A 25,826-nucleotide genomic window follows, 5' to 3' on the forward strand; every position below is an offset into this window, starting at 1 on the left:
AATAATACGCTTGGAGTGGGTAATTTGACTCAACCTAGTAAGCTGCAGAAAAGTAGAGTAACCATATTAGAAACTAGTGACCTGCATGGAAATATGCTGCCTATTCACTATGCAAACAATCAACCTAACGATGTGGGTCTATCCAAAGTGGCTGCGCTTATTGCTGCAGAACGAAAGAAAGAAGCTCATGTAATTGTGATCGATAATGGAGATCTGATTCAAGGTACGCCGCTTGCGTATCATCATGCTAGATTGAATAACGGTCCGATAGATCCAATGGTCCTAGGTCTGAACTATGCGGGTTATGATGCGGCCGTTATTGGTAATCATGAATTTAACTATGGACTTCGTGTACTGCGAAAAGCAGTTCAGGAATCCATGTTTCCTTGGTTATGTGCAAACATTGTGGATGCGGAGAGCGGAAAACCGTTCCTAGGAAAGCCCTATTTGATTAAAGAGTTACCTGACGGCGTTCGTATAGGAATACTAGGATTGACAACACCCTATATTCCGAATTGGGAGAACCCCGATCATATCGAGGGTCTGCGGTTCGAAGATGCTTTAGAGTCAGCTAAAAAATGGGTGAAGTTCCTCAAGGAGAATGAGCAAGTGGATGCCGTTGTTGTCTCTTACCATGGCGGTTTTGAAAGACATCTAACGACGGGTGAGCCAACAGAGCCATTAACGGGAGAAAATCAGGGCTATCAACTATGTATGGAAGTAGAAGGTATAGATGTTCTGCTTACAGGGCATCAACATCGAAGCATCGCAGGAGCAGAAATCAACGGTGTCGTTATTGTTCAACCAGGAACTGCCGGTGTGTCGCTTGGCAAAGTGGAATTAGAGCTCTCGAAGATAGAAGGCAAATGGCGCATTGATGCCAAGAAATCGGAGCTTCTTTCGGTGGCTAATATTGAAGCGGATCAGAAATTGATAGAGCTTGTTAGCTCATATGAAGCGAAGACTCAGGAGTGGCTTGACCAACCAATTGGTAAGCTGTCCGGAGATATGCTGGTCAAAGATCCCATGCAAATTCGCTTGAAGGACAATGCGCTAATCGAGTTTATCAATCGTGTTCAGATGGAGCTATCGGGAGCAGCCATTTCAAATACAGCGTTGTTTGATAACGTATCGCCAGGATTTCCAGCCGATATTACAATGAGGGATATCGTGTCCAACTACATTTACCCGAATACACTGAAAGTGATTCGGATTTCCGGACAAGACATCAAGGATGCGTTAGAGCAGTCAGCAGAATACTTTGAATTAACGTTATCGGGTGAAGTTCAGGTGAGCAGCAAGTTTAGAGAGCCGAAGCCGTCGCATTATAACTATGATATGTGGGAAGGGATTACCTATACTTTGAACATATCCCGTCCAATCGGCATGCGTGTTGTACAACTGGAATATGAAGGAAAACCGCTGGATCTCGAAGCTTCGTTCGATGTTGTTATGAATAACTACCGAGCTGCAGGTGGTGGCAATTATGCGATGTTCCAGAATAAACCGGTCATCAAGGATATCCCGACGGACGTAGCTGAACTATTGGCAGGATACATCATGGAGCGTGGTACCATTGAAGCTACCTTGAACGAAAATTGGGAAGTTATCTGGGAATAGGTTGTGGCCGTAAATAAAGCCGCACATAAGAGAGAGAGTGAAGACTCTTTCTTGTGTACGGCTTTTTTTGTTTGAATGGCGTTAGGATTCGCGAATGTATTCCCGGTCCCCTGATCTAGGATTGTAATATACGCGGTAAGTGAATCCATCTTTTGGATCAATAAACACCTCTGAGGTTGAGACAAAGCCGTTTGAAGGCTTGCTAGGCGTAGCTGAACCGTTGTTTTTATAGCGTTTGTCATAAATGAGATAACCCAGAAGAAGAAGAATGATAAATCCGATAACCCATGTTCCATAGATAAGTAAAATCGGACCGAGTCCACTCATAGCCTTCGTGTCCGGACGGCGGTGCCATAAGCGACAATTTCACTCATGTTTTGTCCGATGTCGCCGCTATCGAAACGCATCATTACGATAGCATCAGCGCCCATAGCTGCGGCGTTTTTGACTAATCGGTCCATAGCTTGCTTCCGCCCGTCTTCTACCATCTGGGTGTACTGCGTGACTTCCCCGCCGACAAGCCCTTTTAACGAAGCAAGAATATCGCCGCCAATTCCTCTGGCTCGCACAACGACCCCAAATGTACTGCCCAACACTTCCGTGACTTCATAGCCTGCGATGTTTTCTGTTGTAGCTACTATCATGAAGATCATCTCCTTTTTTTGTAAAATAGACTCTTGCTACTTGATTGAGATTCGATATTATTAACTTAGTACGAAAATGAAAATAGGGGGTTTCACATTGAGTATGATAAAAACGATTGAATTATGGCCCGGAGCATCCAAGATTAGCATAGGTGAATATAACCAAGGATGTCCGAGTTTGACTTTATACCCTGTGTCTAAGGAAGGGCTGAGCTCTGCAGTTATAGTATGTCCCGGAGGTGGCTACGGTAGGCGTGCTGATCATGAGGGAGAGCCCATTGCCAAATGGTTAAATGGACTTGGGATTTCAGCTTTTGTTTTGAATTATCGCGTAGCTCCTTATGAACACCCGGTTCCACTCCAAGATGCACAGCGGGCAATTCGAACAGTAAGACATTATGCGGAAGATTGGCAAATTGATCCGAACCGCATTGGTATTCTCGGCTTCTCGGCAGGTGGACATCTAGCTTCTACAGCCGGTACTCATTACGATGCAGGGGATCAGGAGTCCGTTGATCCGATCGATAGACAAAGCAGTCGTCCCGATGTGATGGTGCTTTGTTATCCCGTTATTACATTCTCCGGAGAGTATGGACATGAAGGTTCAAAGCATAATTTACTGGGCAAAACACCGGATGAGAAGTTGGTCTCGCTGCTATCTAATGACCAACAAGTAACTGCGCATACGCCACCGACTTTTCTCTGGCATACAGCTGATGATGCGGCCGTTGCCGTCGAGAACAGTTTGCTATTTGCGGGGGCGCTTAGCCGACATAAAGTGCCTTTTGATCTGCACGTGTTTGAGAGCGGACGTCATGGTATCGGAATTGCTGATGATCATCAGGAAGCTTATATTTGGCCTGAACTATGTGCGAATTGGCTCAAAAAGCAACAATTTGCATGACCAAGCTTGCTTACACATGCCATATACTTGGAGATTCGGCTATTGTGATTAGGCTTGGCGCGGACATTGATTTATCCATTCTAAATCGTGTGCGTCAGTTAACAGCTTACTTAGAGAATAATCGTTTTGAAGGTTTTATCGAAATAGTAACAGCGTATACAACAATCACGATTTATTATGATAGCTTCCAAGTTCACAATCACTATTCAGAAAAGGGTACCACCCGAAAAAATGGGCGTGCCAGCTGGACGAGTACGTTACTACCCTATGACATTGTTTTATTACATATTCAACATCTCTTGGATAACTTTGAACATACAAATGAGGTTCATAGTAACGAGACTGGGAGAACGATTGAAATCCCTGTTTGTTACGGTGAGGATTATGGTCCGGATCTTGAGGATGTCGCGGCCTATCATCATGTCAGCAAGGAAGAGATTGTGCACCTTCATACCTCACAGATCTATCCGGTATATATGATTGGTTTTGCACCTGGATTTCCTTATTTGGGAGGCTTGGATGACCAGCTAGCTACACCAAGGAAATCAGTACCTCGGACGAGTATACCTGTTGGTTCTGTAGGCATTGGCGGCGCCCAAACAGGCATTTACCCTTTTGAAACGCCGGGCGGCTGGAATTTGATTGGTCGTACTCCCCTGGCGTTATTTCGTCCAGAATCTGATCCGCCATCTCTACTGAAGGTAGGGGATCATTTAAGATTTGTATCCATTACGGCAGAGCAGTTCCAATATGAAAAGGAGAGGAATATGCGAAATGGGCTTTGAGGTCATCAAGCCAGGGTTGTTATCAACCTTGCAGGATGAGGGACGGTATGGACAGCGGAAATATGGCGTCATTACATCAGGCCCCATGGACCTCTTTGCGCATCGAGCAGCCAACATACTCGTTGGGAATGATTGGGGCGCAGCTGCTCTAGAAATGACACTGCTTGGACCGAGCATGGTTGCGCAGAAGGATATGCTGCTATCTCTATGCGGTGCTGATATGGAAGCCGATGTTGACGGTATTCCGGTTCCATTGTGGCGATCATTTCTGATCCGTAAAGGAGAGCAGCTAAATGTTCATTATGCAGTTAAGGGCTGCAGAGCCTACTTAGCCGTGTATGGTGGTTTTGAGGTGAAACCTGTAATGGGCAGCAGAAGCACCTATTTACGTGCGGGTATAGGCGGTCACCAAGGAAGAGCACTACAAGCGGGAGATGAGTTGCCAGTAAGAAAAGTCATGGTAGGTGATTATCTTCTTCACCATCCAGTGGCTGTGAGTTCTTTTATTCGTCCGGACTATGAAGAGAATCCTATTGTAAGAGTGATACAAGGTAGGGAAGCCGCCCTTTTCACAGACGCAAGTAGAAGGAGCTTCTTGGCTCAAAGCTATATCGTTACCGCGCAATCGGATCGAATGGGTTATCGTTTGGAAGGGAAGAAGCTAGAACTCTCTGATGGCGTACCGAGTGAGATGATCTCAGAAGCGGTCGTCCAAGGGACGATTCAAGTACCCCCAAGTGGCCAGCCCATCTTGCTTATGGCGGACTGCCAAACAACCGGAGGCTACCCGCGCATCGCGCATGTCATCACGGCCGATCTTCCCTTAGTAGCTCAGGTGAAACCAGGCGGAAAGCTTCGTTTCCGGGAGGTCAGCCACCGTGAAGCCCAGGAGCAGTTCTTGCTGCAGGCGATGGATTTGCGGCTGCTTGAGGCTGGGGTTCGGGCTTGGGTGCGGGATCGTGGGGGGAATTGAGGACTGAAGAACTGAGGGACTGAGGGACTGAGGAACTGAGGAACTGAGGGATTGAGGGACTGAGGAACTGAGGAACTGAGGAACTGAGGAATGAAGAACTGAGGGACTGAGGAACTGAGGAACTGAGGAACTGAGGAACTGAGGAACTGAGGAACTGAGGAACTGAGGAACTGAGGAACTGAGGAACTGAGGGACTGAGGAACTGAAGGACTGAGGAACTGAGGAACTGAAGGACTGAGGGACTGAAGAACTCAGGAACTGAGGAATTGAAGGACTGAAGAACTGAGGAACTGAAGAACTGAAGAGTTTAAGTGCTGGAGAACTGTGGAACTAAAAGAAGAAGGGAAAAACTGAAGAATTGGGAGTGAGAATTCTGCGTATTGACTTGAATTGTGATATGGGCGAAGGCTTCGGCGCTTATCGCCTTGGCCGGGATGAGGAGCTGCTCGACTTTGTCAGCTCCGCAAACATCGCCTGCGGATTCCACGCAGGCGATCCCGCAACCATGCGCAGCACTGTGCAGCTGTGCTTGCGCAAGGGCGTCGCGATCGGGGCCCATCCGGGCCTTCCCGATCTACAGGGCTTCGGCCGGCGCGAGATCGCGATCACGCCGGCGGAGGCTTACGAGCTGACGTTATATCAGCTCGGGGCGCTGCAGGCGTTCGTCCACGCCGAAGGCGGACGCCTGCAGCACGTCAAGCCGCATGGCGCGCTCTATCACATGGCTGCGAAGCGCCATGATCTCGCCGCGGCCATTGCGGCTGCGACTGCTAGCGTCAGCGCGGAGCTGACGCTGTTCGGCCCGCCCGGCAGCGAGCTGCTGCGGGCGGGTGCCGCCGCGGGGCTGCGGACCGCGAGCGAAGCCTTCGCGGACCGCAGCTACCAGCGGGACGGCACGCTGACGCCCCGCGATGAGCCGGGGGCGCTGCTGCCCAGCGCCGCCGATGCTGCGGCGCAGGTCGTAAGGCTCGTCCGCGAAGGGAAGGTCCTCTCCCGGGAGGGAGAGGACCTGAGCATGCGCGCGGACACGATCTGCATTCACGGCGATGGTGCGCACGCGGTGGAGTTCGCGCGCGATATCCACGCACTGCTAAACAGCAGCGGCATCGCGGTGATGGCGCTCGGGCAATAGTCAGCTTATTTCCCCGCACTGCGATAGGAAATAAAGTCGCCCGATGATACTGGAAATCCTCCTGTTAATTTCACTAGGATACCGATGAACGTGTATCTAACGGGAAAACCTCCAGCAATAATCATTGTTAATGCGTCATTTATCTGATTTCTGCTACATTAACGGTAGGTTTTCGGGTTAAAGGACTAATACACGAAATAACCAATAAATGAAAGGGAGTTTTTCCTTCTACCATCGCAAGAAAGTGTAGCGACCTGGATAATCAGCCACCATCACATCAACTGATTCACCGCCGGTCCCAAGTTACGATTAGACCCCAATCACTGGCACCTAGGAAAGAATCTTTATAACCATTCTTTCACTTGAGAACAAGCTGGAAATATGAGTAAATATAGAGGTAGCCGGCCGGCTAATTACTTCGGAAAGGAGTGATCAAAGTGATTACAACAAAAGCAGAGGTGGTCTCTGCGTAAGCAGAGTCCATCGTTCCAAACGGGGGTCGCTAGGCCCCCGCATATTTTTCCTGAATGAGTAGACAGCGAGATGCTTTTTACATATAATGAGAATGTGAACACATAGTGAACACCATAAATTAGGAGAGACTTTGCTCTCCAACCCAATTTCAAAAATTAAACTATCTGGTGAAAGGAGTGCTTTTTAATGAACACAATGACAGTAGCGATGAATGTTGCGGCCGCCGCAGAGGTACTCGTCTCCTAACTGAATATCATTCGTGGAATAACCGTTCACCTGAAGTGTATAATTGCATATACAACCGACAGGCACGATTATGATCGTGTTTTTTTTATTCCATTTTTTGAGAATGGTAGGAGGTTATGGGGCGATGAAGATACTCTCTGCAAATCAGACAAAGTTTAACTTTGCTCGACAATTTGAGGAGGTTTTCATCCATGAGTTACAAGAACGGGAAAGACGTTCTTCCCCCTAACCTATTAAAACAATTACAAGAATATATCCAAGGTGAAATTGTATACATCCCTAAGAAAGAGCAGAAGCGCGCTGGATGGGGAGAAAATAACGGAACACGTATTATCATTGAACGTAGAAATCGAGAAATATTTCGGTTGTACCAAACTGGTTCCACGGTGATGGAACTTATCAAAGTCTTTCACTTATCAGAGGACAGCATCCGTAAAATAATCGTGAAAACACGCGAACTAACAACTAATCAAGCGTAGAGGCAGCATCCCTAGAGGTGCTGCTTTTTTTTATACGACGGACTAATTCACGCACATTGCTAATGAAACCAATCGGAAATGGACGGTTAATGGACCAGGATGCCGTTAACAGCCTATTTGGAGCAATGATTCCGAGCTTACGGACGTCAGCGCCGTTATTCGGTTTCCATCTTTCTTATTTTCATCATTTGAAGTCGATTAAGGGCTGTCGAGTTCATTAGAGTTTCAAACTCAATCTTTTTCGGGTATTAACGTCGCTCCAGTCCTTTAGCCGTGGAAGATAAATCTGAAGCTGATTTCGCACCCACTTCCTTACTCTCCAGCTGTAAGTTAATTGGTCAGTCGTAGTTTTTTTCGTAGAAAAAAATATAAGTTTTATTCCACTTCGCGTCATCAGTCTTGGCAAACGCGCTTGTCCCAGAAGGACGACGGAGTCGTTTATCCTTAGACCACGTAAGCCATCTTATGATGAAAAAGCCTACTGCTGCATATTCCAAAGGGAATGACGATGCGCTATTTGTGGAAAACAATACCTTTTTGAGCGTTAGGGGGAACGTAGGTGTGCTATGTAACCATTTCTGGGTGAAGTTCGGAGCTTTTAGGGGAATTAGCGAATCGAGGTTCCGCAACGTTAGCTTTATAACCACTTATTGGAAAAATAGCGCATCGACGTTCCCATTCGTGAAGCGTGGAAAGAAAACGATAATCCATTTCGGCGCCAATCGGAAAACATATTTGATTGCCGTCAAATTGAAGGAAATGCCTTTACTTTCTTGAAATTAAAAGGAAAGAAAACGTAGTGAGCGTCCGATCGCTTTGGAGGTGGTGCAAGACAAATGCAAGATGAGCTGGATATCCGCAGTTTTATCGGTACACATGATGCCGATTTTTATGATGATGGATTTCACCGTCATTCGGCCGTTGAAGTCAGTATCGTGCTAGAAGGACGGTGCTTGTTCGAATGGTCAAGGCGAAGCTGGATGGAAGCAGGCCATATCGTTATTATCCCGTCAGACTTGTCACACAGGTTTGAAGCCGTGACGAATGTGAGGTTTGGGGTTATTTTGCTGCAGGGCGTAACGGCTCGTACGATGGAGCTGGTCGCGAAGCTCGGAGGCAGCGGATTTACTGGCGACGGGGGCGGCGCTGATAGATCTCCTTTATTCCTTGCTTTATCCCGACTGGACAAAGAGCGGTTCGAGCGATTGTTCCGGGAGTGGCTTCGGATGAAATCGTCGTTCCTAAAGGAAAAGCAAGCTAATTATTCGGCATGGATGGAAGTGCTGCTGCTTTTTTTACTTGAACACTCGCAGCAGGATTTGCAGGGAATGACGGTGACGAAAGCGGCTGACTACATTCGTGAAAATGTGCAGGAATCTGTTCATATTTCTGATTTGGCAGAGATGACCGGTTTTACGGAGCCTGCGTTTCGCCGTGTCTTTGAACAAATGTATGGCGTTAGCCCAAAGCAATACCAGCAGCAGTGCCGTTTGCAGGAGGCAAAATGGCTGCTTAGCTCAACAGATAAGGACATACGTGAAATCGCCGAGCAAGTTGGCTTTTTCAGGCTGCATTCCTTTTCACAGTGGTTTAAGGAGCAAGAAGGTCACCCGCCTACCGTTTGGCGGAAAAGTCAAAGGTTGCAGCACGGTTCGGTGCTGGACTAGTTGCGTTTTGCGTAAATTGCGGTTCGGTTTCCCTAAATACAAGCGCTTTCTGATTCGATATGCTAGTGGAGTAAAGGTAAACACATAGGGAGGCAACGACGGATGGAAAAAGTAAGAATTGGATTTATCGGTGTAGGCGGCATGGCAGAGTATCATATGAAAACATTGCAGCAAATCGATGACGCAGTGATTACGGCCGTATGCGATATGAACGCGGATCGGGCGAGGGAGATAGCTGAAACATTCGGCGCAAAAAAGTACGAAACTTTGGAAGAAATGTTAGATGCGGGGGTAATCGATGCGCTTTATATATGCACGCCGCCTTTTGCTAGGGAAGGGATTGAAGAAGCGGCTGCAGCACGGGGCATACATCTGTTATCGGAGAAACCGACCGGTTTACATATGGAGGAAGTGCGTCGTAAAGAACAGATCATTCGTGAGTCGGGCATCATCCATTCGTCGGGCTATTGCCTGCGTTATCTGGACACAGTGCAGAAGGCAAAGACGTACTTGGCTGATAAGCAAGTAGATATGGTACTCGCATACAGAATTGGCGGCATGCCAGAAGTAGGTTGGTGGAGGCTCATGAATCGCTCAGGCGGCCAACTTGTAGAGCAATCGACGCATCAAGTGGACTTGATTCGTTATTTGGCCGGCGAGTTTGACTATGTCCAAGCGAACTACGAGCAGCGTCACATCCATCGGAATTATCCAGAGGCAACGGTGTATGATGTGGGTATCGTATCTTTCGGCCTGCGCAGCGGGGCGCTAGGCACGATCAGCAATACGGTATTGTCCCGTCAAATTGGACGCGGGGATGTGGAGTTTTTCGGGCATGACTTCTATGTGTCAATAAGCGGTATGACGGTTCGGATTGTAGATGATACGCAAGACGTGACTTTGACGTCGGAGATGGATTTTTACCTCGAACAGAATCGGGCGTTTGTCGCAGCTGTGAAAACAGGACGGCAGGAGCTAGTGCTTGGGGATTATAGCGAAGCGGCAGCGACGCTTGAGGTTACACTGGCGGCGAATGATTCGGCCGTTGCGAAGCAAACGATAACGATCACTTCCAAATAAGAGTACGAATGTTTCCATTTTGAAATACACGAAGGAGGTTAAGGCATGTTAAAAGGAGTCAATCAATGGTGCTTTCCTGAAGGGCTGCCCCTTCAGCAGTTATTCTCGATTAGCCGTGAGGCTGGTTATGACGCGGTTGAGCTGAATGTCAATCCGTTAGGCGGCGTTGGTTTGACCATGGAGACGACTGCTATGGAGGCTGAGGAGATTGGCCGCATGGCCAAAGAGTACGGTATTCAGCTGCGAAGCTTGTCTACCTCTCTACTGTGGCACACTCCGCTATCTTCGGCAGACGCGTCTGTACGTGAGCAGGGGCGTCGCGTTGTCGAGAAACAGTTGGAGCTAGCGGAGCTGCTAGGTATCGATACGGTGCTTGTCGTGCCTGGAGCTGTCAACGAAGAGACATCGTACGATGAGTGCTACGACCGCAGCCGTGCGGAACTAGCTTTGCTGGTGAAAGAAGCGGAAAGACGGCGCGTTCGCATTGGCATCGAAAACGTGTGGAACAAATTTTTGCTTTCGCCGCTCGAAATGCGTGCATATGTCGATGATCTTCAATCTTCTTATGTCGGGGTTTATTTTGATGTAGGCAATATTTTGCATAACGGTTATCCGCAGCAGTGGATCAAAATTCTTGGTTCACGTATATTCAAAGTACATGTGAAGGATTACCGGCCATGCGTAGGCAATGGCAACGGCTTTGTCCCGCTGCTCGCAGGAGATGTCAATTGGACGGCAGTCCGCACAGCACTAGAGGACATCGGGTATACCGATACGGTAACGGCTGAAGTCGGCTTGTACGCAGAAACTCCACTGCAGACGGTGTATGACACTTCTCGTCACTTGGATATTATTCTTGGCGGAGCTGCGAGATAGTAGTGAAGTCAGAAGAATCGCTTCCTGCTTCATAAGAAGACCCCGGCACATCAAGTGTCGGGGTCTTCTCATTCTTATATACGTGTCAGCTCTGAATGAACGACGCGATGTGCTGCAACATACTTGTTTTTAGGACTGATACCGAATACAGCAAACAGTATATCCCTATCGCTCGACGAAAATTGCACCTCGTATGCCTTCGCCTTGGAAACATCAATGATTTTAATCGCAGAAGACAACGGACCGACTACAAAGGAGAGAGAGGCAATCAATCGCCGTCTTCCATTTAAGGCAAATACTTTGACGTGAACTTTTTCCTGATCGTTCCGACCACGATGTGCGGCATTAATAATAATATTTTTCGAAACAATCTTGTTGCGGAAAGCAAGGTTATTTAAGGGACCGGTTGAATATTTTATCATTGCCAATGATTCATACACCTCCATCTTCAGATGGAACATTTTATGTTATGAATCATAGATCGTCACGGCTATCTTTGCTCATTGTTAAGAATCAGCGTATGACAAGATACGAAAGAAAAGGGAGTTCGCCCCGTAAGTAGATCATCTACAAAAAAGTGGATTTATGCAAGATTAGCTGTTTATTTATTTCTTAATTTTCAATTATAGTGATTGACCAATCAATAACAAAATGATAAGATGATTTCAAGTTAGTAATTGATCAATTACAAAAAATAAAAATACGAAATGAGGCTGATGAAAATGGAAAAAGCGATTGTAATTGGAGCAACAGGCGGGACAGGAGCAGCAATCACGGAAGAACTTATCAAACGGGGGGTATGTACCATTGCTTTTGGACGATCACGCCAGAAATTGGAACAGCTTGCTGAAAAACTTGGAAATCCTAAGCATTTAACGCTTGCCTTTGGAGATGCAATGAATCCTGACGACATTGTAGCCCAAGCAGGCGGTGCTAACGTATTGTTCCATTGCGCGAACGTACCTTATAACGAGATGGTGAACAAACTGATTCCGCTAGGCGAATCCGTGATGGAGGCGGCAGAACGGCTTGCAATTAAAGTAGTAGCGATTGACGGGATCTATCCTTACGGGAAAAAACAGATGGATCTTGTCACGGAAGAACATCCAAAAGAGCCTCATACGATAAAAGGAAAAGTACGCCTGGACTATGAACGGATGTTGTTCAGTAATCGATGGACTAAAGCAAAAGTAATGATTGTTCGTTTGCCCGATTATTATGGCCCTACAGCTAATGAAGCCTCGTATTTAGGTTCGACCCTGGAAGCGATAGCTGCTGGCAAAATGGCTTTTTTCGTCGGCAACATGCAAGTTCCCCGCGAATTCGTTTATTTACCGGATGCAGCTGCGATGGTTGCTGAGCTGGCAGGCAAAGACTTAGCCTATGGACAGAACTGGAATATACCGGGTGCTGGGCTTATATCGGGGCGAGAGATCGTACGGATTGCACAAACGGCAAGCGGCCATGTTAAACCGGTGATTCCGCTGAAAAAATTAGGTTTATCATTGATAGGTATGAGCGTGCCCGTGATGAAAGAAATTGTCGAGATGCTTTATTTAACCGAAGAGCCGCTGACTTTAAGCGGGGAAAAATACAAACGGTTCATAGGACCGATCACCGCGACGCCATTCCAGCAGGGGATTACTTCGACTGTTTTGGCATTGCAGGAGAGTAAGGCATCTTTCGCACAAATATAAGTGATCAATCAATTACATTAAGGAGATGAAATAGGATGTTTAGATCGTTTAATTTAAAAACATTTACGATGAGCTTTCTTTTACTGATAACTATTCTGATTGGTGGGATCATTTTAGCGAGACCCTTTGATGATTCCCAACGGGCCACCATCGATGTCGACCGAAACGCCCAGGTCATCGTCGACCTTTCCATCGAAATCAACGCTCCACAAGAGACCGTATGGCGGATACAGACCGGCATCGACCAGTGGCCAACTTGGCAGAAAAATGTCTCACAGGCACGGTTATCCGGTCCAATCACGGTGGGGAGTACCTTTCAGTGGGAGACGCATGGGCTATCCATCGTCTCCACCATCCGCGAGGTCGATCCCCTGCGGCGCATCGTTTGGGGCGGGCCAGCACAAGGCATCGAAGGCGTCCACGTCTGGACCATCACTCCCACCCTCGAAGGAGTTGTCGTGCACACCACGGAGTCCTGGGACGGTCCGCCAGTTGCAGCCGACCCCGACGGCATGCGCGCGGCACTCACGTCCTCGCTCGAAGCTTGGCTTGCCGACCTCAAGACGACTGCCGAGGCGGGGACTTCCGCGCTGTAAGAGCCGCATTCTGATGGTCCGTTTTATACGAAACATAGGAGGTGCTTACTTGGCTCTGGGCAAAAAACCTAGCATTAATGAGACATACTGCCATGCAGTATGTCTTTTGTGCGCTTGATAGAAGGGATGCTTTCATGTCTCAGCGAATTATTGGAATTAAATGTGAAACATCTGAATTCATCGATTAGGTAGGAGGAGTCATTATGATTTCCGTATTCGTTTACGGAACATTGCTTGCGGGAGAGAGTAATCATCATGTTGCTGCACCTTTTTTAATCTCCGTACAACCGGGTACGATATTTGGTCGTCTATATGATGTAGGCCCATATCCAGCTCTTACTCTTACGGAAGGGGACCATAAAGTGATTGGCGAGTGGTTCGAAGTAACAGAGGAAGGGCTGCAAGCAATGGATATTCTGGAGGGGTACAACGGTCCCGGTGCCTCTAATGAGTATGAAAGAGTGTGGGTCAGCGATGTTAATGGCTTGCGTGAAGGCTGGGTTTATATCTGGGAAACCATTAGCGGGCTCAAAGAGATTAATAGCTCCTCATGGAGAGCCTATTCAGCCCAAAAAAACAAGTGAAAAGTTCGGTTTATTTCGACAAATTTCTATCCTGCCAGAGTGCATGATGCTATAATTAAGTTAATTTATTAAGGTCGAGGAGAACACCATGTCTATTTATAAAATATTGCTTGCAGATGACGAAATCGCGCTGCGTTTTCTGCTTACTGAAACTCTTTCTGATGAAGGTTATGCCATCTCGGAAGTTGAAGATGGCCAACAAGCGATGGAGCAATTGCAAAAAGAAACCTACGATCTGATCATACTTGATTATATGATGCCGGAGCGGACGGGTGTTGAAGTCTGTGATTGGCTGCGGCATAGCGATAATGCCAATCGGGATATACCGGTAATTTTGCTGACGGCTAAAGCCTTGGATAAGGACAAAGAAAAAGCCAAAGCAGCGGGCGTAACCACCTATATTGTTAAACCATTCAGCCCTCTTCAATTAATAGATACGGTCGGACAATTATTACAACGTTAATTCGAACTATATAGAGATTGAGATTATTTTATATATAAAAAAGGGTGATTGGCTGTCATGAGTTATACGAACCTAGAGGGGTTGAAGGACTCCAAGTCAGAATCGGATAGAGATGCAAGAATTCTTAGACAAGGAAGAAAGCTGTTTATTCGTGAATTTGAAAAGCAGCTTAAACAGCTTAACTCGCTGCTTGATACGATCCAGATGGCGGCTGCAGCCGATGATTTAAAACAGTTTTATCGCATTGTACATACGCTTAAAGGCAGTGCGCCTATTTTTGGTTATGTCCGGATCGGTAAACTGGCTGAGGATATGGTTCGAGCCTGGGAATGGACGCAATCCATGGATAATGACGGAGAAGGGCTGCTCTTGGCGATCAACCCGATTATTGAAAGTGCAGAACGCAGTATCATTTCACTTCGTGAAATGAATATGGAATATGATATTGGTATGACGGAAATCCAGATGGATGAACAGCAGGATCCTGGAGGCGGTTCTTTGCTTGGATCCATGAAGAGTCGATTGCTGCTTGTGGATGATGACGAGGTGCTGCGCACTTATTTGACCCGTCGTCTTCAACTCGATGATTGTATTGTTGATGAGGCAGCCGATGTGGAGAGCGCCATGAAATTATTACGTGAACATACGTATGATTTAGTGACGCTGGATCTTATGATGCATCCTCAGTCTGGCTATGAGCTTTTTGAATTTCTCAAAGAGGATCCAACATTGAAATGGTTACCGCTTATTGTATTGTCGGGACGTAACGATTTGAATGATAAAGTCCGCTGTTTTCACTTGGGAGCCGATGATTATGTGACGAAGCCATTTCAGTACGAGGAATTGGCCGCAAGAATCTATGGACTGCTCAAAAGGACCAAAAATTTCGAGCAGCTAGCCTTCCGTGATCCGCTTACCGGGGTGTTCAACCGGCGTTATTTTGATCTTCAGATTGGTATGGAATTGCAGCGTATTGAGCGTTACCCGGCACCAATCTCACTTGTTTTTATAGATATTGATTGCTTTAAACGGATCAATGATACTTATGGGCATCACGTAGGAGACTTGGTGCTCCAAGGCTTAGCTCATTTGCTTCAAGTGAACTTGCGGTCGACAGACCTGCTTGCACGTTTTGGCGGCGAAGAGTTCGTTATTGCTCTTCCGAATACAACGGCGGAACAAGCAATTGCAACCATGCAGTCTATACTTAATAAAGTGCGTTTAAATGCTGTTGCACAGTATGAGGGCCAAACCTTCTCTGTCACCTTCTCTGCAGGCGTTGCAGAGTGGCATGAGGGGATGACGGTTGCGGAATGGGTGGCTAAGGCTGACGATGCGATGTATCAAGCTAAGCAACAAGGCAGGGATAGGATTGTTAGCGCTTTGGTCGAGGATGAAGAAAAAGAGCTTCGTAAGCTGGCTGCCAGTTCTCAGATTGACAAGAAAAATCTGCTCATCGTGGACGATGATCCGATTTTACGAGCGATTCTCACCTCACATTTAGAGCACTTACCTATTACTATTACTCATGCTTCCGATGGTGAAATCGCACTCGGCTTGCTGCTCGACAATACCTATGATGCTTGTATTCTCGATGGCATGATGCCGAAGCTGGATGGGTTCTCATTGTTGTCACAGATAAAGAAGGATCCGCGTCTAACTGTTCGGGACATGAAGGTACTTATGCTTTCAGGCAAAAAGAAGGAAGATGATCTAGCTAAAGGCTTTCAAATGGGGGCTGACGACTATATGACGAAGCCTTTTTCACTCGTTGAGTTGGAAGTTCGCGTGAGAAAGTTAATGAACTTAGTGTGATAAATTGCATATAAAACACAAAGCTGCTTCTGCCATATTGGCGAGCAGCTTTTTATTTTGTCAATTGAACTTGGATTTGACTTCTAAGGATTACAGATGTAATATTACTATATTGTATTACATCTGTAATCCATATAAAAGTCAGGAGGTAAGCCTGTGAAAAGTGTTCCCCATATATCCGATGCGGAATGGGAAGTAATGAAAGTGCTATGGGCTAAGGCCCCATGTACGGCAAATGAAGTGATTGAAGTTTTAGAAGCCCAAACGGATTGGAAACCGAAAACAGTAAGAACGCTGTTAAACAGATTAGCACAAAAACAAGCCATTTCGTATTCACAAGAAAACAGGGTGTATGCTTATTTTCCATTAGTATCTGAAGACGAATGTGTGAAATCAGAAACGCAATCATTCCTGAAGAGAATTTATGGTGGTGCCTTTAAACCGCTGCTAGTTAACTTTTTGAAGGAAGAACAGCTATCAGCGGAAGATATTAAGGAATTGAAAAATATTCTTGAAGACAAAACAAAATGAAGGATTTGTGGTTTGCATCGTGCCAGCTGTTATCTCTTTGACTCAATAAAGGAAAGGGCAGGGTGAATGTGAAACGATTAACGGAACACCTTATGGATCTCTTTGATTGGGTTTGGTCTGTCTCGACCATGGCAAGTGTATTGGTTGTGTTGATTATAGTGATGCAGCACGTACTAAGGCATCGTTTGAAACCAAGATGGCATTACTTGTTGTGGCTGTTGGTTATTATACGATTAGTGTTGCCATGGGGACCTGAGAGCGAATTCAGTATTTATAATTGGATCGGTTACACAGATGCCGTTCATTCGACCGTACAAGTTAATCAGGAAGAACTACTTACAAGAGCTGTTGTATCGGAATCTGCTGCCCACTCTATTTATCGGAATGTAGTTGTTGTATGGCTGTTAGGCGTGTGTTTTTTTGGGATATATACAATTCGGATCAACGGGAAATTTGCCCGAAAAATGAAAATTGAGACGGTTACGATAACCGATGAAAGAATACTGGAGCTTTTCAATCAATGTAAAAAAATGATGTCGATACATAAATCAATTGCTCTCGTTGAATCTTGCAATCTGGCAACACCAACCCTATTCGGTTTTATAAAACCCCAATTGATTATGCCTAAAACCATTTTAAACAGCTTAAATGACGATCAATTGCAGCATGTGTTCCTTCATGAACTGGCTCATAGCAGACGTAATGATATTGGGGTCAATTGGTTCATGCATGCTTTGCTGATTATTCATTGGTTTAATCCAGTTCTTTGGTATGCTTATCGCCGAATGCGGGAAGATCAGGAAATCGCAAGCGATGCCCTTGCTCTCAGCTACCTAACTCCTGATAAAACACAGGACTATGGGTATACGCTGATCAAATTGTTAGAAAATTTCTCGCGACCTGTTCAAAATGTAGGAAACGTAAATCTAACAGGAAGCAAAATACAACTGCAAAGGAGAATTAAAATGATCAAACAATTTAAAACAAATTCATACCGTTGGTCGTTTCTTGGGATAGCCGCCATCATCATCATAAGTGGTTGCGCGTTAACGAATCCTAAGGACAGCTCGACATCTACACCATTGCAAAGTACGGCAGTTTCCGAAGAAAAAGTAAAACAGCAGGATTCTCTAAAATCAAATACGACGGCTCCCGAAGAGACACCCAAAGTGGCCGATTCCGTAGTTCCGCAGGCAACGCCTTCGGAGGAAAAGGCGAGAGCGGCGACTTCCGTAGGGGTGCAACCAACGGTGTTGGATGACAAGCCGAGAGCGGCACCAGTAAGTCCAGAACCAAGAGTGTTGGAAGTCAAGCCGAGAGCGGCATCACCAGTAAGTCCAGAACCAAGAGTGTTGGACAACAAGCCGAGAACGGCACCCGTGAGTCGGGAACCAAGAGCATTGGAAGACAAACCGAGAGCAGCTCCCGCAGGTCCGCTACCAACGGCCGCGGCTGCTGAATAAACTGCCTTTTATATGAATAGAAGATTTATCATGAAGTAGAGGAGTTGCTAATCGGCGGCTCCTTTTTTTGTTTACTAGAGGAATTATGCGATGGAATAAAAAACCGATAATCATTTTGAATAATAAATGTTATAATCAAATTCGTCTGTGTATAAAAACGGGTAGTTAATTATCCTTTGTGTTCAGTTAGAGTGAAAAAGGAAGGTTAAGGAAGAATGATATGCATAATTGGTCAAAGGCACTAAATCTCAGAACCCCTTTTAAAATCTCTTTGGTCTACATGCTTGTAGGAAGTCTATGGATTATCTTGTCCGATAGAGTTATGGACATTCTTAACTTATCAGGGGCAATCACTATTCATTCAACTAAGGGACTATTTTATGTATTACTTACGGCATTGGTTCTATACTGGTGGGTAACACGTTTGAAGAAAGCCCTTACAGAAAGCGATGAACGGTACCGAATACTTGTAGAACACTCACCAGAACCGTTAGTTGTTCACAATAAAGGGAAAATAGTCTATATCAATCCTGCCGGTGCCGAAATATTTGGGGCAGCTAGCCCAGAGGAACTTATTGATTTTCCCGTAATGAATTTGGTTCATCCCGATTATATAGACATTGCGATGGAACGAATTAGGTTGATCGAAGAGGAGAGAGTTCCGACAGCTCCCATTGAGCAAAAATTTCTTCGTGTCGATCGTCTAGTTATTGATGTGGAGGTCAGAGCGGTACCTATTATCTACTTAGGTAAACCGTCCGTACAGCTTATATGTAAGGATATCACTGAGCGTAAACGAGCAAGGCGTATGCTGGAAGAGAGAGAGCAGAGTTATAAGTCCCTTGTTGAAAATAACCCCGATGCTATATTTGAATTAGATCTAAATGGAAGAATACTTAATATGAATACAGCTACGGAAAGGATTACGGGCTATCAGCAGGAAGAGCTGCTGCAACAATCCTTTTGTCATTTGATGGCAGGCGAAGATCAACTTAGGGCATCAAATGTGTTTGAAGCGTCGGCAAAAGGTGAGTCAAACAACATCGAAGTCACCATTACTAATAAACGTGGCTACTCTGTCGAATTAAATTTAAAGACGGTTCCTATTATCATAAATGATAAGATCGATGGTGTTTATGGCATTGCAAAAGATATCACCGAACGTAAAAGGACAGATGAGCTTCTGATTAAATCAGAAAAGCTGTCGGTAGTGGGGCAGCTAGCCGCCGGAGTTGCTCACGAGATTCGAAATCCATTAACTTCTCTTAAAGGATTTGTTCAATTATTACAAACCAAAACGGATAATTATGATGAGTATTTTCAAATCATGTTGACTGAATTAGACCGAATTAATTATATTGTGAGCGAGTTTTTGGTCATTGCTAAGCCTCAGGCCGTGTCTTTTGAGATGAAGGATGTTCGTAAAATTCTTCATGATGTGATCTCGTTGCTTGACTCACAAGCCATTCTTAGCGATGTGCAAATCCATACGACGTTTGATTCGGACATTCCGTTAATCAATTGTGAAGAAAATCAAATCAAACAGGTCGTTATTAATATTCTTAAAAATGCGATTGAAGCGATGACAGAAGGCGGTATGATCGAAATTATTATGAAAGTAGACGACAATAAACTCGTTATTCGGTTTATTGATCAGGGGTGTGGAATTTCTGAAGAACGGATAGCGATGCTAGGAGAACCTTTTTATACGACAAAAGAAAAAGGGACCGGATTAGGACTAATGGTGAGCCAAAAAATCATTGAAGCCCATCAAGGGAGCCTTCATATAAAGAGTCAGATCGATATAGGAACAACGGTTGATCTTATTTTACCTTTAGATCTCAAATAGAGATGCTTGCGCTTATGAACTTCTGAAGAGGAGTTTATTTTTTTCTGAAAAAAGTCGATAACTTGACAAACAAATTAGCCTAAAGTTAGCATAGTGTTATTACGATTGGAATTAAAGAAAAATTGGGGATTATTTACACCAAAGGAGGAGCGATCATGTACCAGGGAGACGAACAAAGCCAGCTTGATTTAAGATTATTCCGAATCTGGAGTAAAGCTTCCAAGGCTATTACTGATAATACCAAACGAGATATCGAAAGTCATGGAATCAGTCCTGACCATTTTATGATTCTAGAGCTTCTCTACAACAAAGGACCTTACCCTATTCAAAGGATTAGTGAAATATTTAGTATTCCAAGCGGGAGTATTACCTATGTGGTAGATAAGCTTGAACAGAAAGAGTATGTAAAACGGCAATCGAGTCCTACGGATAGAAGAACCTCCATAGTCGCCCTTACTGAGAAGGGTGATGCCTTATTTAACGAGATTTTCCCGAAGCATGCAGGCGTTATTTCTGAGAATTTATCCTTTATAAGCAACGAGGAAAAACTTCAGATGATCGATCTATTAAAGAAACTGGGGTTTGGAGCAGAAGAACTCAGTAAGGATAGATAAGACTATACGAATCAAATTCAAGCTATCCAGGCGTTGCTGGATAGCTTTTTTTATTTAGATATCTTGTTAAAAATGGTTGACAAATAAATATCCTAATGTTAGTGTATATTATAATAACATTAGGATATCTTATTATAGTTTATCTGTAATTAGGTGAAAAAAGGGGAGAGTTAGATGAATACGGTATCTATTATTATTCAAATCATTTTAGCACTGGGGTTTCTGATGTTCGGAGCCCTGAAGCTCGGTTCAAAGCAAATGGTGGATGAATTTACACGTTACGGGATGCCTCAGTGGTTCAGGGTCATCACTGGCTTACTCGAGATTGCCGGTGCCGCACTCCTGGTTGCAGGAATTTGGAACAACAGTCTTGTTGCTATTGGCGGATGGCTATTGGCCGTTATTATGGTTGGAGCGGTCATAACGCACCTACGTATTAAGGATCCTGTATCTAAAATAGGCATGCCCATTATTTTAATTATCCTTACTCTGGTTGTCTTGTTTATAAAATGAGAAGCGTTGCTATAACGTTCGAACTAATAAAAAGCCGGGTCCTGTTCAGCAGGACCCGGCTTTTTGACCATATAAGACTTCCTCTCATTGTTATTTTGCTTATACCCACTCGCCTTTTGCTGTGTAAATCGTTTTACCGCCGATTTGAATAGAGATGTGGTCTTCCTTCTGAGATGCTCGATGATACAGAATGGAAGGACGCATGATTTCAAAGCCTTGCTCAACGCTGATATCGATAGACTCATTGCCGAAATAGCGATATTTGATCAAATATCCAGCCAAATCGCCATTGGCACTACCTGTAGCCGGATCTTCAGGCGCACCATAGTAGTCACCGAACACCCTTGCATTTAAAGAGTTGCCTGCTTGATAAGTCTCTGGACAAAAGACTAAAATCATTTTAGCTGAAAGCGGCTCAATGAGTTGGAAATATAGATCACGATTCACCTTACAGCGCTGAACGTCTTTCAAGCTTTTTAGAGGGACAATAAGGGCTGGCAGCCCAGTAGAAACCTCTTGAATGGGATACCGCGGATCAATGGACGAGGCTGGAATTCCTAAAACAGCTGCGATCGTATCTAGATCGATAATCTCTCCAAATACCGGCGGCTTCTGGTGCATCCAAGCCATACTGGGGCTATCCTCATCAAAAGTGACCGGTATTTGACCAATTTTTAAGTTAAGTACAATTTGCTGGACAGGGTGTCCTATGATATCTTTTTGAATGATGTAGGCTGTTCCCAAAGTCGGATGTCCAGCGAACTCTACCTCTTCTTTCGGGGTGAAGATACGCACATCATATCCGCCATTAACAAGCTCTTCAGACAGGATAAACGTTGTTTCAGAGAAGTTCATCTCGCGAGTAATGGCCAGCATTTCCTCAGTGGATAGGTGGGCGGTATGACGGAAAACGGCGAGCTGATTGCCTTCATATTTATGCTCGGCAAATACATCAACAATCGAAAAAGATAATGGTTGTATAGACATGACAGGATCCCACTCCTATGAATGAATTGATAGATGAATACACCATACCATATTGTGTTTAATTTGCGAATTCGCTCCGGGTAAGGTTTGCGGCAGAGCAGCTTTCTGCTAGAGTAAGGGTATAGGAAATGTTACACGAAAAGGAGTGGGGCGGATGTCTGACAAAGAAAATCTGGTGCGCTTCGGTATCTCCATGCCGCAATCTCTCATAGAGCAATATGACCGGCTCATTGCCTTGCAGGGCTATGATAATCGCTCTGAAGCAATTCGTGATCTTACGCGCAAAGCGCTATTGACGTCTAGCAGCATGCAGCCCGACGAAATCGTTGCCGGAACGATCGTGATGGTGTATGACCATCATATTCGCGATTTGCCGATTACCTTGATGGAGCTTCAACATGATTACCACCATGCGATTATTTCAACGATGCATATCCATTTAAACCATCAGCAATGCTTGGAAATATTAGTTGTTCGCGGTAAGGTGCAGAAGCTTAGAGAGCTTCAACAGCGGATACAAGTACTCAAAGGTGTAGGTTATGCGGAGCTGTCTGTTACTCATGTGGACGAGCATGGGCACTCGCATGAGCATCCTCATTCTCATTTGTAGAATTCGTAGTTGTCATGTTTTTTTGTTAAAATTAGGGCACGGAGGTGCGATATGTCAGTAAAAAAATGGTTCAGTTTAGAAGAGGCAAATGAAATGCTGCCGTTTGTTGATCAGGAATTGAAGAAAATGCAAGCATTGAAGCACAATTTTGAGGAAAAATATGCAGAGCTCCGAATAAAGAAAAATGAGCATGCTGAGAGACCCGGCGCTGAGAAGGATCCGTTTTTCGTTATGGAAGCAGAGCTGGAATTCCTTCAAATCGAAGCGCGCGGGCTTATTCATAATTTTCAGCTTACGGGTGTAGAGCTCAAGGATATAGATACAGGTCTTGTCGATTTTCCCGCGTTGATGGAAGGGCAAGAAGTATTGCTTTGTTGGAAACAGGGAGAGGATAGAATTCGTTATTACCATGGCAAACAGGATGGATTTGCTGGACGTAAACCGATTTCGGAATAGAGGAATAGACGATGCATAGATCTTTACGTTATATGGCCAAACGCTTATTATTTATACCTTCATTGCTCGTATGCATGTTCGCCTTAATTCTTTTGAGCACAGTAGTTGTCCCTCAGACAGTCTCTGCTCATGCGTCATTAGTACAGGCACAGCCTGAAGCGGGCACCAAGCTTGAAAGCTCGCCTCCCCAAGTAGCTGTTACATTTAATGAACAGTTAGATGCAGGACTATTTTATATCAAAGTATTGGATCATAACGGTGATGAAATTACAAGTAATAAAGCTTATTTGAACAAAGAGCAGACAGGAATAATTCTTGATCTGCCGAAATTAACTGAGGGCTTTTATTTGATCAGCTATCACGTCATTTCGGCTGATGGACACCCTGTTGCAGGGAGTTACCCGATAACGATTGGCAATCCACCGCAAGAAGAAGCTCTCGATCTACCTTCCGTAAATGGTGGTCACAATCATGGAACTGGTCAGTTAACAACGAAAGATATCCTGCAATATGCGTCTCGTGGACTGTGGTATTTGATGTTGTTGACGTTAACTGGTTGGGTTATCTGGTTAAGATTGTTGGGAGCAGGCGGGAGCGATACCCGAAAAGCACTATCAGCTTGGACTCTCAATCTGCAGCGCGCACAATTAGTAGCCCTATTGCTGCTCATTTTCACGCACATCGAAGCTCTACTTGGTGGCGGTGGGGTAGAAGAGATATGGAAACTATTTAGTGCAACTACGATCGGTATTTCCTGGGCGCTTATGCTAGTACTGTCCTTCCTTGGATTTGTACTTGTAGGTAGGGTAAAGTGGCTGGATTTATTATGGCCTTTGTGTTTCCTAGGGGTGAAAAGCTTTAGCGGTCACGCGGCTTCATTTACTCCCTTATGGGCAACAATCGGGCTGGATTTTATTCACCTGGTCGCCGCGGCCTGTTGGGTTGGGGGCTTAGTACTGCTCTATGCGAAATGGCGTCAGAAAAGTGATGATGTCAGTACCTATATGAAACAATTTTCGAGAATGGCTTTGATCTCCATCCTTGTACTTACCCTATCCGGATCTTTATCTGTCTTATTGTTCCTGCCAAACTTACGTTACTTGCTTTACACTTCGTGGGGCATATTGCTGCTTGTGAAAATTGGTGCTGTTGCACTTGTTGTACTCATAGGTTTTATTATTCGGATCTATTTGCGTAAACAGAAGGTTAAACAATCAGTTCTCTGGATAAAGGTTGATCTTACCTTTATGGTTATTATCGTGCTGCTGGTAGGGCTCATCACATATATGGCGCCAATTCCTGTCAACGAGCCGCTAGAGTGGCATCAGATGGGTGAAAAGGTTCACGTATCTGCTGATATTACGCCTAAAATCCAGGGAACCAATACCTTCGTTGCAAAAGTATTTCTTCCAGAAAAAGCTGGGAAACCGAAGCAAGTGCTCATGCTGCTTCATTATTTAGACGATAAAGAAATGGCGCCTATTTCTGTGCCAGTAACCATGTACGAGGATAATACGCAAGAAGAGTCTTATGGCTTTGCGAAATTCAGCTACAAAGCCCAAGGCGCATATCTGCCGTTCCGAGGCAATTGGGAATTAGAGATGCGTGTTATGGATGCGGATGATAATGAAACGGTGTACAACAAAGAATTCATGGTGTATTAAATCTTTTGAATATAGCCGAAAGAGGTGGCGATAATGGCATGGATTCAAGTGCTCGATAAAGAAAATTTGTCGGTCAAATTTGATGACAAGGATGAGATGGCATTGCTGGAGATTAACGATGGCGGCATCTCGCCTAATTACGTAACCATTCGTTTAAATGAAACGGAGATTGATGATCTGATCGAGGCTTTACAACGTATTAAACAAGCCATTCAATAGTGATGGCTTGTGTAGGAGAAGGGGCACATTGTGCCCCTTTTTTGCGTTGATAATTAGACAAACCCGCCATTGACGCGGACCGTTTGACCCGTTATCCATTGGGATTCTGCACTTGCCAGAAATAAGACAACACCTGATATATCATTTGGTTCACCTATACGCCCGAAAGCGTTCATTTTGCGCATACCTTCAATTTGCTCTTCCGTTTTACCCGCAGTAAAAAGTTCTGTATTAACTGGACCGGGAGCTACTGCGTTAATCGTAATGCCTTTCGGGCCAAATTCCTTCGCTAGTTGGCGAGTGAACTGTTCAACAGCTCCTTTGGTACCGGCATAAACGCTGTAGGTCGGGAACATACTACCGAGAACAGAGGTTGAGAAGTTAATGATTCGGCCATTATCACTCAAGTATTTGGCTGCTTGTTGGCAAGCAAAGAAGGTACCTTTGACATTGACATTAAACTGCTTGTCGAAATCTTCTTCTGTGATGTTAGCTATAGGTTTAGTGATCATGAGGCCTGCGTTATTAACAAGAATATCGACCTTGCCATAGGCTTCAATCGTTTTCTGGAACATCTGTTCAATGTCCGATACGCGGCTAATATCAGCGTGAATAGCTGTAGCTATTCCACCGTTCTGTTCAATCCCATGAACGACCTCTGCAGCTTTCGCTGGATTGCTTGCATAGTTTACAACAACCTTGGCTCCGTTTCGAGCCAACTCCTCTGCGATCTCACGACCCATTCCTCTAGATGCTCCTGTAACTAACGCTACTTTACCTTCTAATTTCTTCTCCATTGTAATTCCTCCTCATAGGGCTTACTTAGATTCGTTGATTCAAACATGGTTGATATTGATTTGATTATAACAGTTAAAACTCAAAAAT

Annotated in this window: 29 protein-coding genes; 24 read left to right on the forward strand and 5 right to left on the reverse strand. The window is 45.0% G+C overall.

The annotated features are described in order from the left end of the window. Window positions 1-24: 24 nt before the first annotated feature. The gene (locus tag ASD40_RS19095) at window positions 25-1,620 is read left to right on the forward strand and encodes a bifunctional metallophosphatase/5'-nucleotidase (RefSeq protein WP_268795909.1); all 1,596 of its coding nucleotides are present in this window, start codon (window positions 25-27) and stop codon (window positions 1,618-1,620) included. 81 nt (window positions 1,621-1,701) lie between these two features. Here ASD40_RS19095 and ASD40_RS19100 read toward each other — a convergent pair whose 3' ends face one another. Beyond that, window positions 1,702-1,947, reverse strand: coding sequence for a hypothetical protein (locus ASD40_RS19100; RefSeq protein WP_057304751.1), 246 nt, complete (start codon window positions 1,945-1,947; stop codon window positions 1,702-1,704). Next, window positions 1,944-2,264 carry a heavy metal-binding domain-containing protein gene (locus tag ASD40_RS19105; protein ID WP_029194039.1) on the reverse strand — a complete coding sequence of 107 codons (321 nt, stop codon included), beginning with the start codon at window positions 2,262-2,264 and terminating at the stop codon, window positions 1,944-1,946. The genes ASD40_RS19100 and ASD40_RS19105 overlap by 4 nt, the downstream gene beginning before the upstream one ends. Before the next feature lie 103 nt (window positions 2,265-2,367). Between ASD40_RS19105 and ASD40_RS19110 the strand changes: the two genes are divergently transcribed. The 9 genes from ASD40_RS19110 to ASD40_RS19150 all read left to right on the forward strand — a co-directional run bounded on the left by ASD40_RS19110 (window position 2,368) and on the right by ASD40_RS19150 (window position 10,880). Next, a complete protein-coding gene (locus ASD40_RS19110; RefSeq protein ID WP_057304752.1) occupies window positions 2,368-3,168 on the forward strand; it encodes an alpha/beta hydrolase in 801 nt (266 codons plus the stop codon). Continuing rightward, window positions 3,165-3,953, forward strand: coding sequence for a 5-oxoprolinase subunit PxpB (pxpB, locus tag ASD40_RS19115; protein WP_057305097.1), 789 nt, complete (start codon window positions 3,165-3,167; stop codon window positions 3,951-3,953). The genes ASD40_RS19110 and pxpB overlap by 4 nt, the downstream gene beginning before the upstream one ends. Beyond that, window positions 3,943-4,926, forward strand: a complete 984-nt coding sequence (locus tag ASD40_RS19120; RefSeq protein ID WP_057304753.1) for a biotin-dependent carboxyltransferase family protein — start codon at window positions 3,943-3,945, stop codon at window positions 4,924-4,926. Before pxpB ends, ASD40_RS19120 begins: the two co-directional genes overlap by 11 nt. A 370-nt stretch (window positions 4,927-5,296) precedes the next feature. Beyond that, complete coding sequence (locus ASD40_RS19125; RefSeq protein ID WP_057305098.1) at window positions 5,297-6,058, forward strand: LamB/YcsF family protein; 762 nt, start codon at window positions 5,297-5,299, stop codon at window positions 6,056-6,058. A gap of 911 nt (window positions 6,059-6,969) precedes the next feature. After that, window positions 6,970-7,257, forward strand: coding sequence for a CD3324 family protein (locus ASD40_RS19130; protein WP_047681764.1), 288 nt, complete (start codon window positions 6,970-6,972; stop codon window positions 7,255-7,257). A 561-nt stretch (window positions 7,258-7,818) separates the two neighbouring features. Beyond that, entirely contained in the window at window positions 7,819-8,034 is a 216-nt protein-coding gene (locus tag ASD40_RS19135; RefSeq protein WP_156390107.1) for a hypothetical protein, read from the forward strand. Between the two features lie 59 nt (window positions 8,035-8,093). Further along, window positions 8,094-8,924, forward strand: coding sequence for an AraC family transcriptional regulator (locus ASD40_RS19140; protein WP_057304755.1), 831 nt, complete (start codon window positions 8,094-8,096; stop codon window positions 8,922-8,924). A gap of 102 nt (window positions 8,925-9,026) precedes the next feature. Beyond that, window positions 9,027-10,004: a Gfo/Idh/MocA family protein gene (locus ASD40_RS19145; protein WP_057304756.1), complete on the forward strand. Its 978-nt coding sequence runs from the start codon at window positions 9,027-9,029 to the stop codon at window positions 10,002-10,004. Window positions 10,005-10,049: 45 nt separating this feature from the next. Beyond that, a complete protein-coding gene (locus ASD40_RS19150; RefSeq protein WP_057304757.1) occupies window positions 10,050-10,880 on the forward strand; it encodes a sugar phosphate isomerase/epimerase family protein in 831 nt (276 codons plus the stop codon). Window positions 10,881-10,954: 74 nt separating this feature from the next. Here ASD40_RS19150 and ASD40_RS19155 read toward each other — a convergent pair whose 3' ends face one another. Next, window positions 10,955-11,308, reverse strand: coding sequence for a hypothetical protein (locus tag ASD40_RS19155; RefSeq protein WP_057304758.1), 354 nt, complete (start codon window positions 11,306-11,308; stop codon window positions 10,955-10,957). 294 nt (window positions 11,309-11,602) lie between these two features. On the opposite strand from ASD40_RS19155, the gene ASD40_RS19160 reads away from it, so the two are divergent. The 10 genes from ASD40_RS19160 (at window position 11,603) to ASD40_RS19205 (ending at window position 21,005) form a co-directional block, all read left to right on the forward strand. After that, window positions 11,603-12,577, forward strand: coding sequence for an SDR family NAD(P)-dependent oxidoreductase (locus ASD40_RS19160; RefSeq protein ID WP_200957436.1), 975 nt, complete (start codon window positions 11,603-11,605; stop codon window positions 12,575-12,577). A 35-nt stretch (window positions 12,578-12,612) separates the two neighbouring features. Continuing rightward, window positions 12,613-13,173, forward strand: a complete 561-nt coding sequence (locus ASD40_RS19165; RefSeq protein WP_200957437.1) for an SRPBCC family protein — start codon at window positions 12,613-12,615, stop codon at window positions 13,171-13,173. Window positions 13,174-13,376: 203 nt separating this feature from the next. Continuing rightward, the gene (locus ASD40_RS19170; protein ID WP_057304760.1) at window positions 13,377-13,757 is read left to right on the forward strand and encodes a gamma-glutamylcyclotransferase family protein; all 381 of its coding nucleotides are present in this window, start codon (window positions 13,377-13,379) and stop codon (window positions 13,755-13,757) included. 88 nt (window positions 13,758-13,845) lie between these two features. Beyond that, on the forward strand, window positions 13,846-14,220 hold the full coding sequence (locus ASD40_RS19175) for a response regulator (protein ID WP_057304761.1): 375 nt from the start codon (window positions 13,846-13,848) through the stop codon (window positions 14,218-14,220). 57 nt (window positions 14,221-14,277) lie between these two features. Continuing rightward, window positions 14,278-16,035 (forward strand): diguanylate cyclase, encoded by a 1,758-nt coding sequence (locus ASD40_RS19180; protein WP_057304762.1) that lies wholly within the window; start codon window positions 14,278-14,280, stop codon window positions 16,033-16,035. 198 nt (window positions 16,036-16,233) lie between these two features. Next, entirely contained in the window at window positions 16,234-16,566 is a 333-nt protein-coding gene (locus ASD40_RS19185; protein WP_063870815.1) for a BlaI/MecI/CopY family transcriptional regulator, read from the forward strand. A 62-nt stretch (window positions 16,567-16,628) separates the two neighbouring features. Further along, window positions 16,629-18,029 (forward strand): M56 family metallopeptidase, encoded by a 1,401-nt coding sequence (locus ASD40_RS19190; protein WP_057304764.1) that lies wholly within the window; start codon window positions 16,629-16,631, stop codon window positions 18,027-18,029. A gap of 220 nt (window positions 18,030-18,249) precedes the next feature. After that, window positions 18,250-19,878 carry a PAS domain-containing sensor histidine kinase gene (locus tag ASD40_RS19195; RefSeq protein WP_057304765.1) on the forward strand — a complete coding sequence of 543 codons (1,629 nt, stop codon included), beginning with the start codon at window positions 18,250-18,252 and terminating at the stop codon, window positions 19,876-19,878. 155 nt (window positions 19,879-20,033) lie between these two features. Beyond that, a complete protein-coding gene (locus tag ASD40_RS19200) occupies window positions 20,034-20,492 on the forward strand; it encodes a MarR family winged helix-turn-helix transcriptional regulator (protein ID WP_057304766.1) in 459 nt (152 codons plus the stop codon). 174 nt (window positions 20,493-20,666) lie between these two features. Beyond that, window positions 20,667-21,005, forward strand: a complete 339-nt coding sequence (locus ASD40_RS19205) for a DoxX family protein (protein ID WP_063860368.1) — start codon at window positions 20,667-20,669, stop codon at window positions 21,003-21,005. Window positions 21,006-21,104: 99 nt separating this feature from the next. Here ASD40_RS19205 and ASD40_RS19210 read toward each other — a convergent pair whose 3' ends face one another. After that, the gene (locus ASD40_RS19210; protein WP_156390126.1) at window positions 21,105-21,986 is read right to left on the reverse strand and encodes a PhzF family phenazine biosynthesis protein; all 882 of its coding nucleotides are present in this window, start codon (window positions 21,984-21,986) and stop codon (window positions 21,105-21,107) included. Window positions 21,987-22,146: 160 nt separating this feature from the next. Between ASD40_RS19210 and nikR the strand changes: the two genes are divergently transcribed. Genes nikR through ASD40_RS19230 form a run of 4 tightly spaced genes read left to right on the forward strand, consistent with a single transcriptional unit; the run spans window position 22,147 to window position 24,941 of the window. Next, window positions 22,147-22,602 carry a nickel-responsive transcriptional regulator NikR gene (nikR, locus tag ASD40_RS19215; RefSeq protein ID WP_057304768.1) on the forward strand — a complete coding sequence of 152 codons (456 nt, stop codon included), beginning with the start codon at window positions 22,147-22,149 and terminating at the stop codon, window positions 22,600-22,602. Between the two features lie 51 nt (window positions 22,603-22,653). Next, window positions 22,654-23,058 carry a DUF2203 domain-containing protein gene (locus ASD40_RS19220; protein ID WP_057304769.1) on the forward strand — a complete coding sequence of 135 codons (405 nt, stop codon included), beginning with the start codon at window positions 22,654-22,656 and terminating at the stop codon, window positions 23,056-23,058. Between the two features lie 11 nt (window positions 23,059-23,069). Next, entirely contained in the window at window positions 23,070-24,722 is a 1,653-nt protein-coding gene (locus tag ASD40_RS19225) for a copper resistance CopC/CopD family protein (protein ID WP_057304770.1), read from the forward strand. A gap of 33 nt (window positions 24,723-24,755) precedes the next feature. Further along, window positions 24,756-24,941 (forward strand): hypothetical protein, encoded by a 186-nt coding sequence (locus tag ASD40_RS19230; RefSeq protein WP_057304771.1) that lies wholly within the window; start codon window positions 24,756-24,758, stop codon window positions 24,939-24,941. 53 nt (window positions 24,942-24,994) lie between these two features. On the opposite strand, the gene ASD40_RS19235 is transcribed toward ASD40_RS19230, so the two are convergent. Continuing rightward, window positions 24,995-25,738: an SDR family oxidoreductase gene (locus ASD40_RS19235; RefSeq protein ID WP_057304772.1), complete on the reverse strand. Its 744-nt coding sequence runs from the start codon at window positions 25,736-25,738 to the stop codon at window positions 24,995-24,997. Window positions 25,739-25,826 lie beyond the last annotated feature (88 nt).

Origin of the sequence: Paenibacillus sp. Root444D2, assembly GCF_001426375.1 — a bacterium.
Taxonomy (GTDB): domain Bacteria; phylum Bacillota; class Bacilli; order Paenibacillales; family NBRC-103111; genus Paenibacillus_E.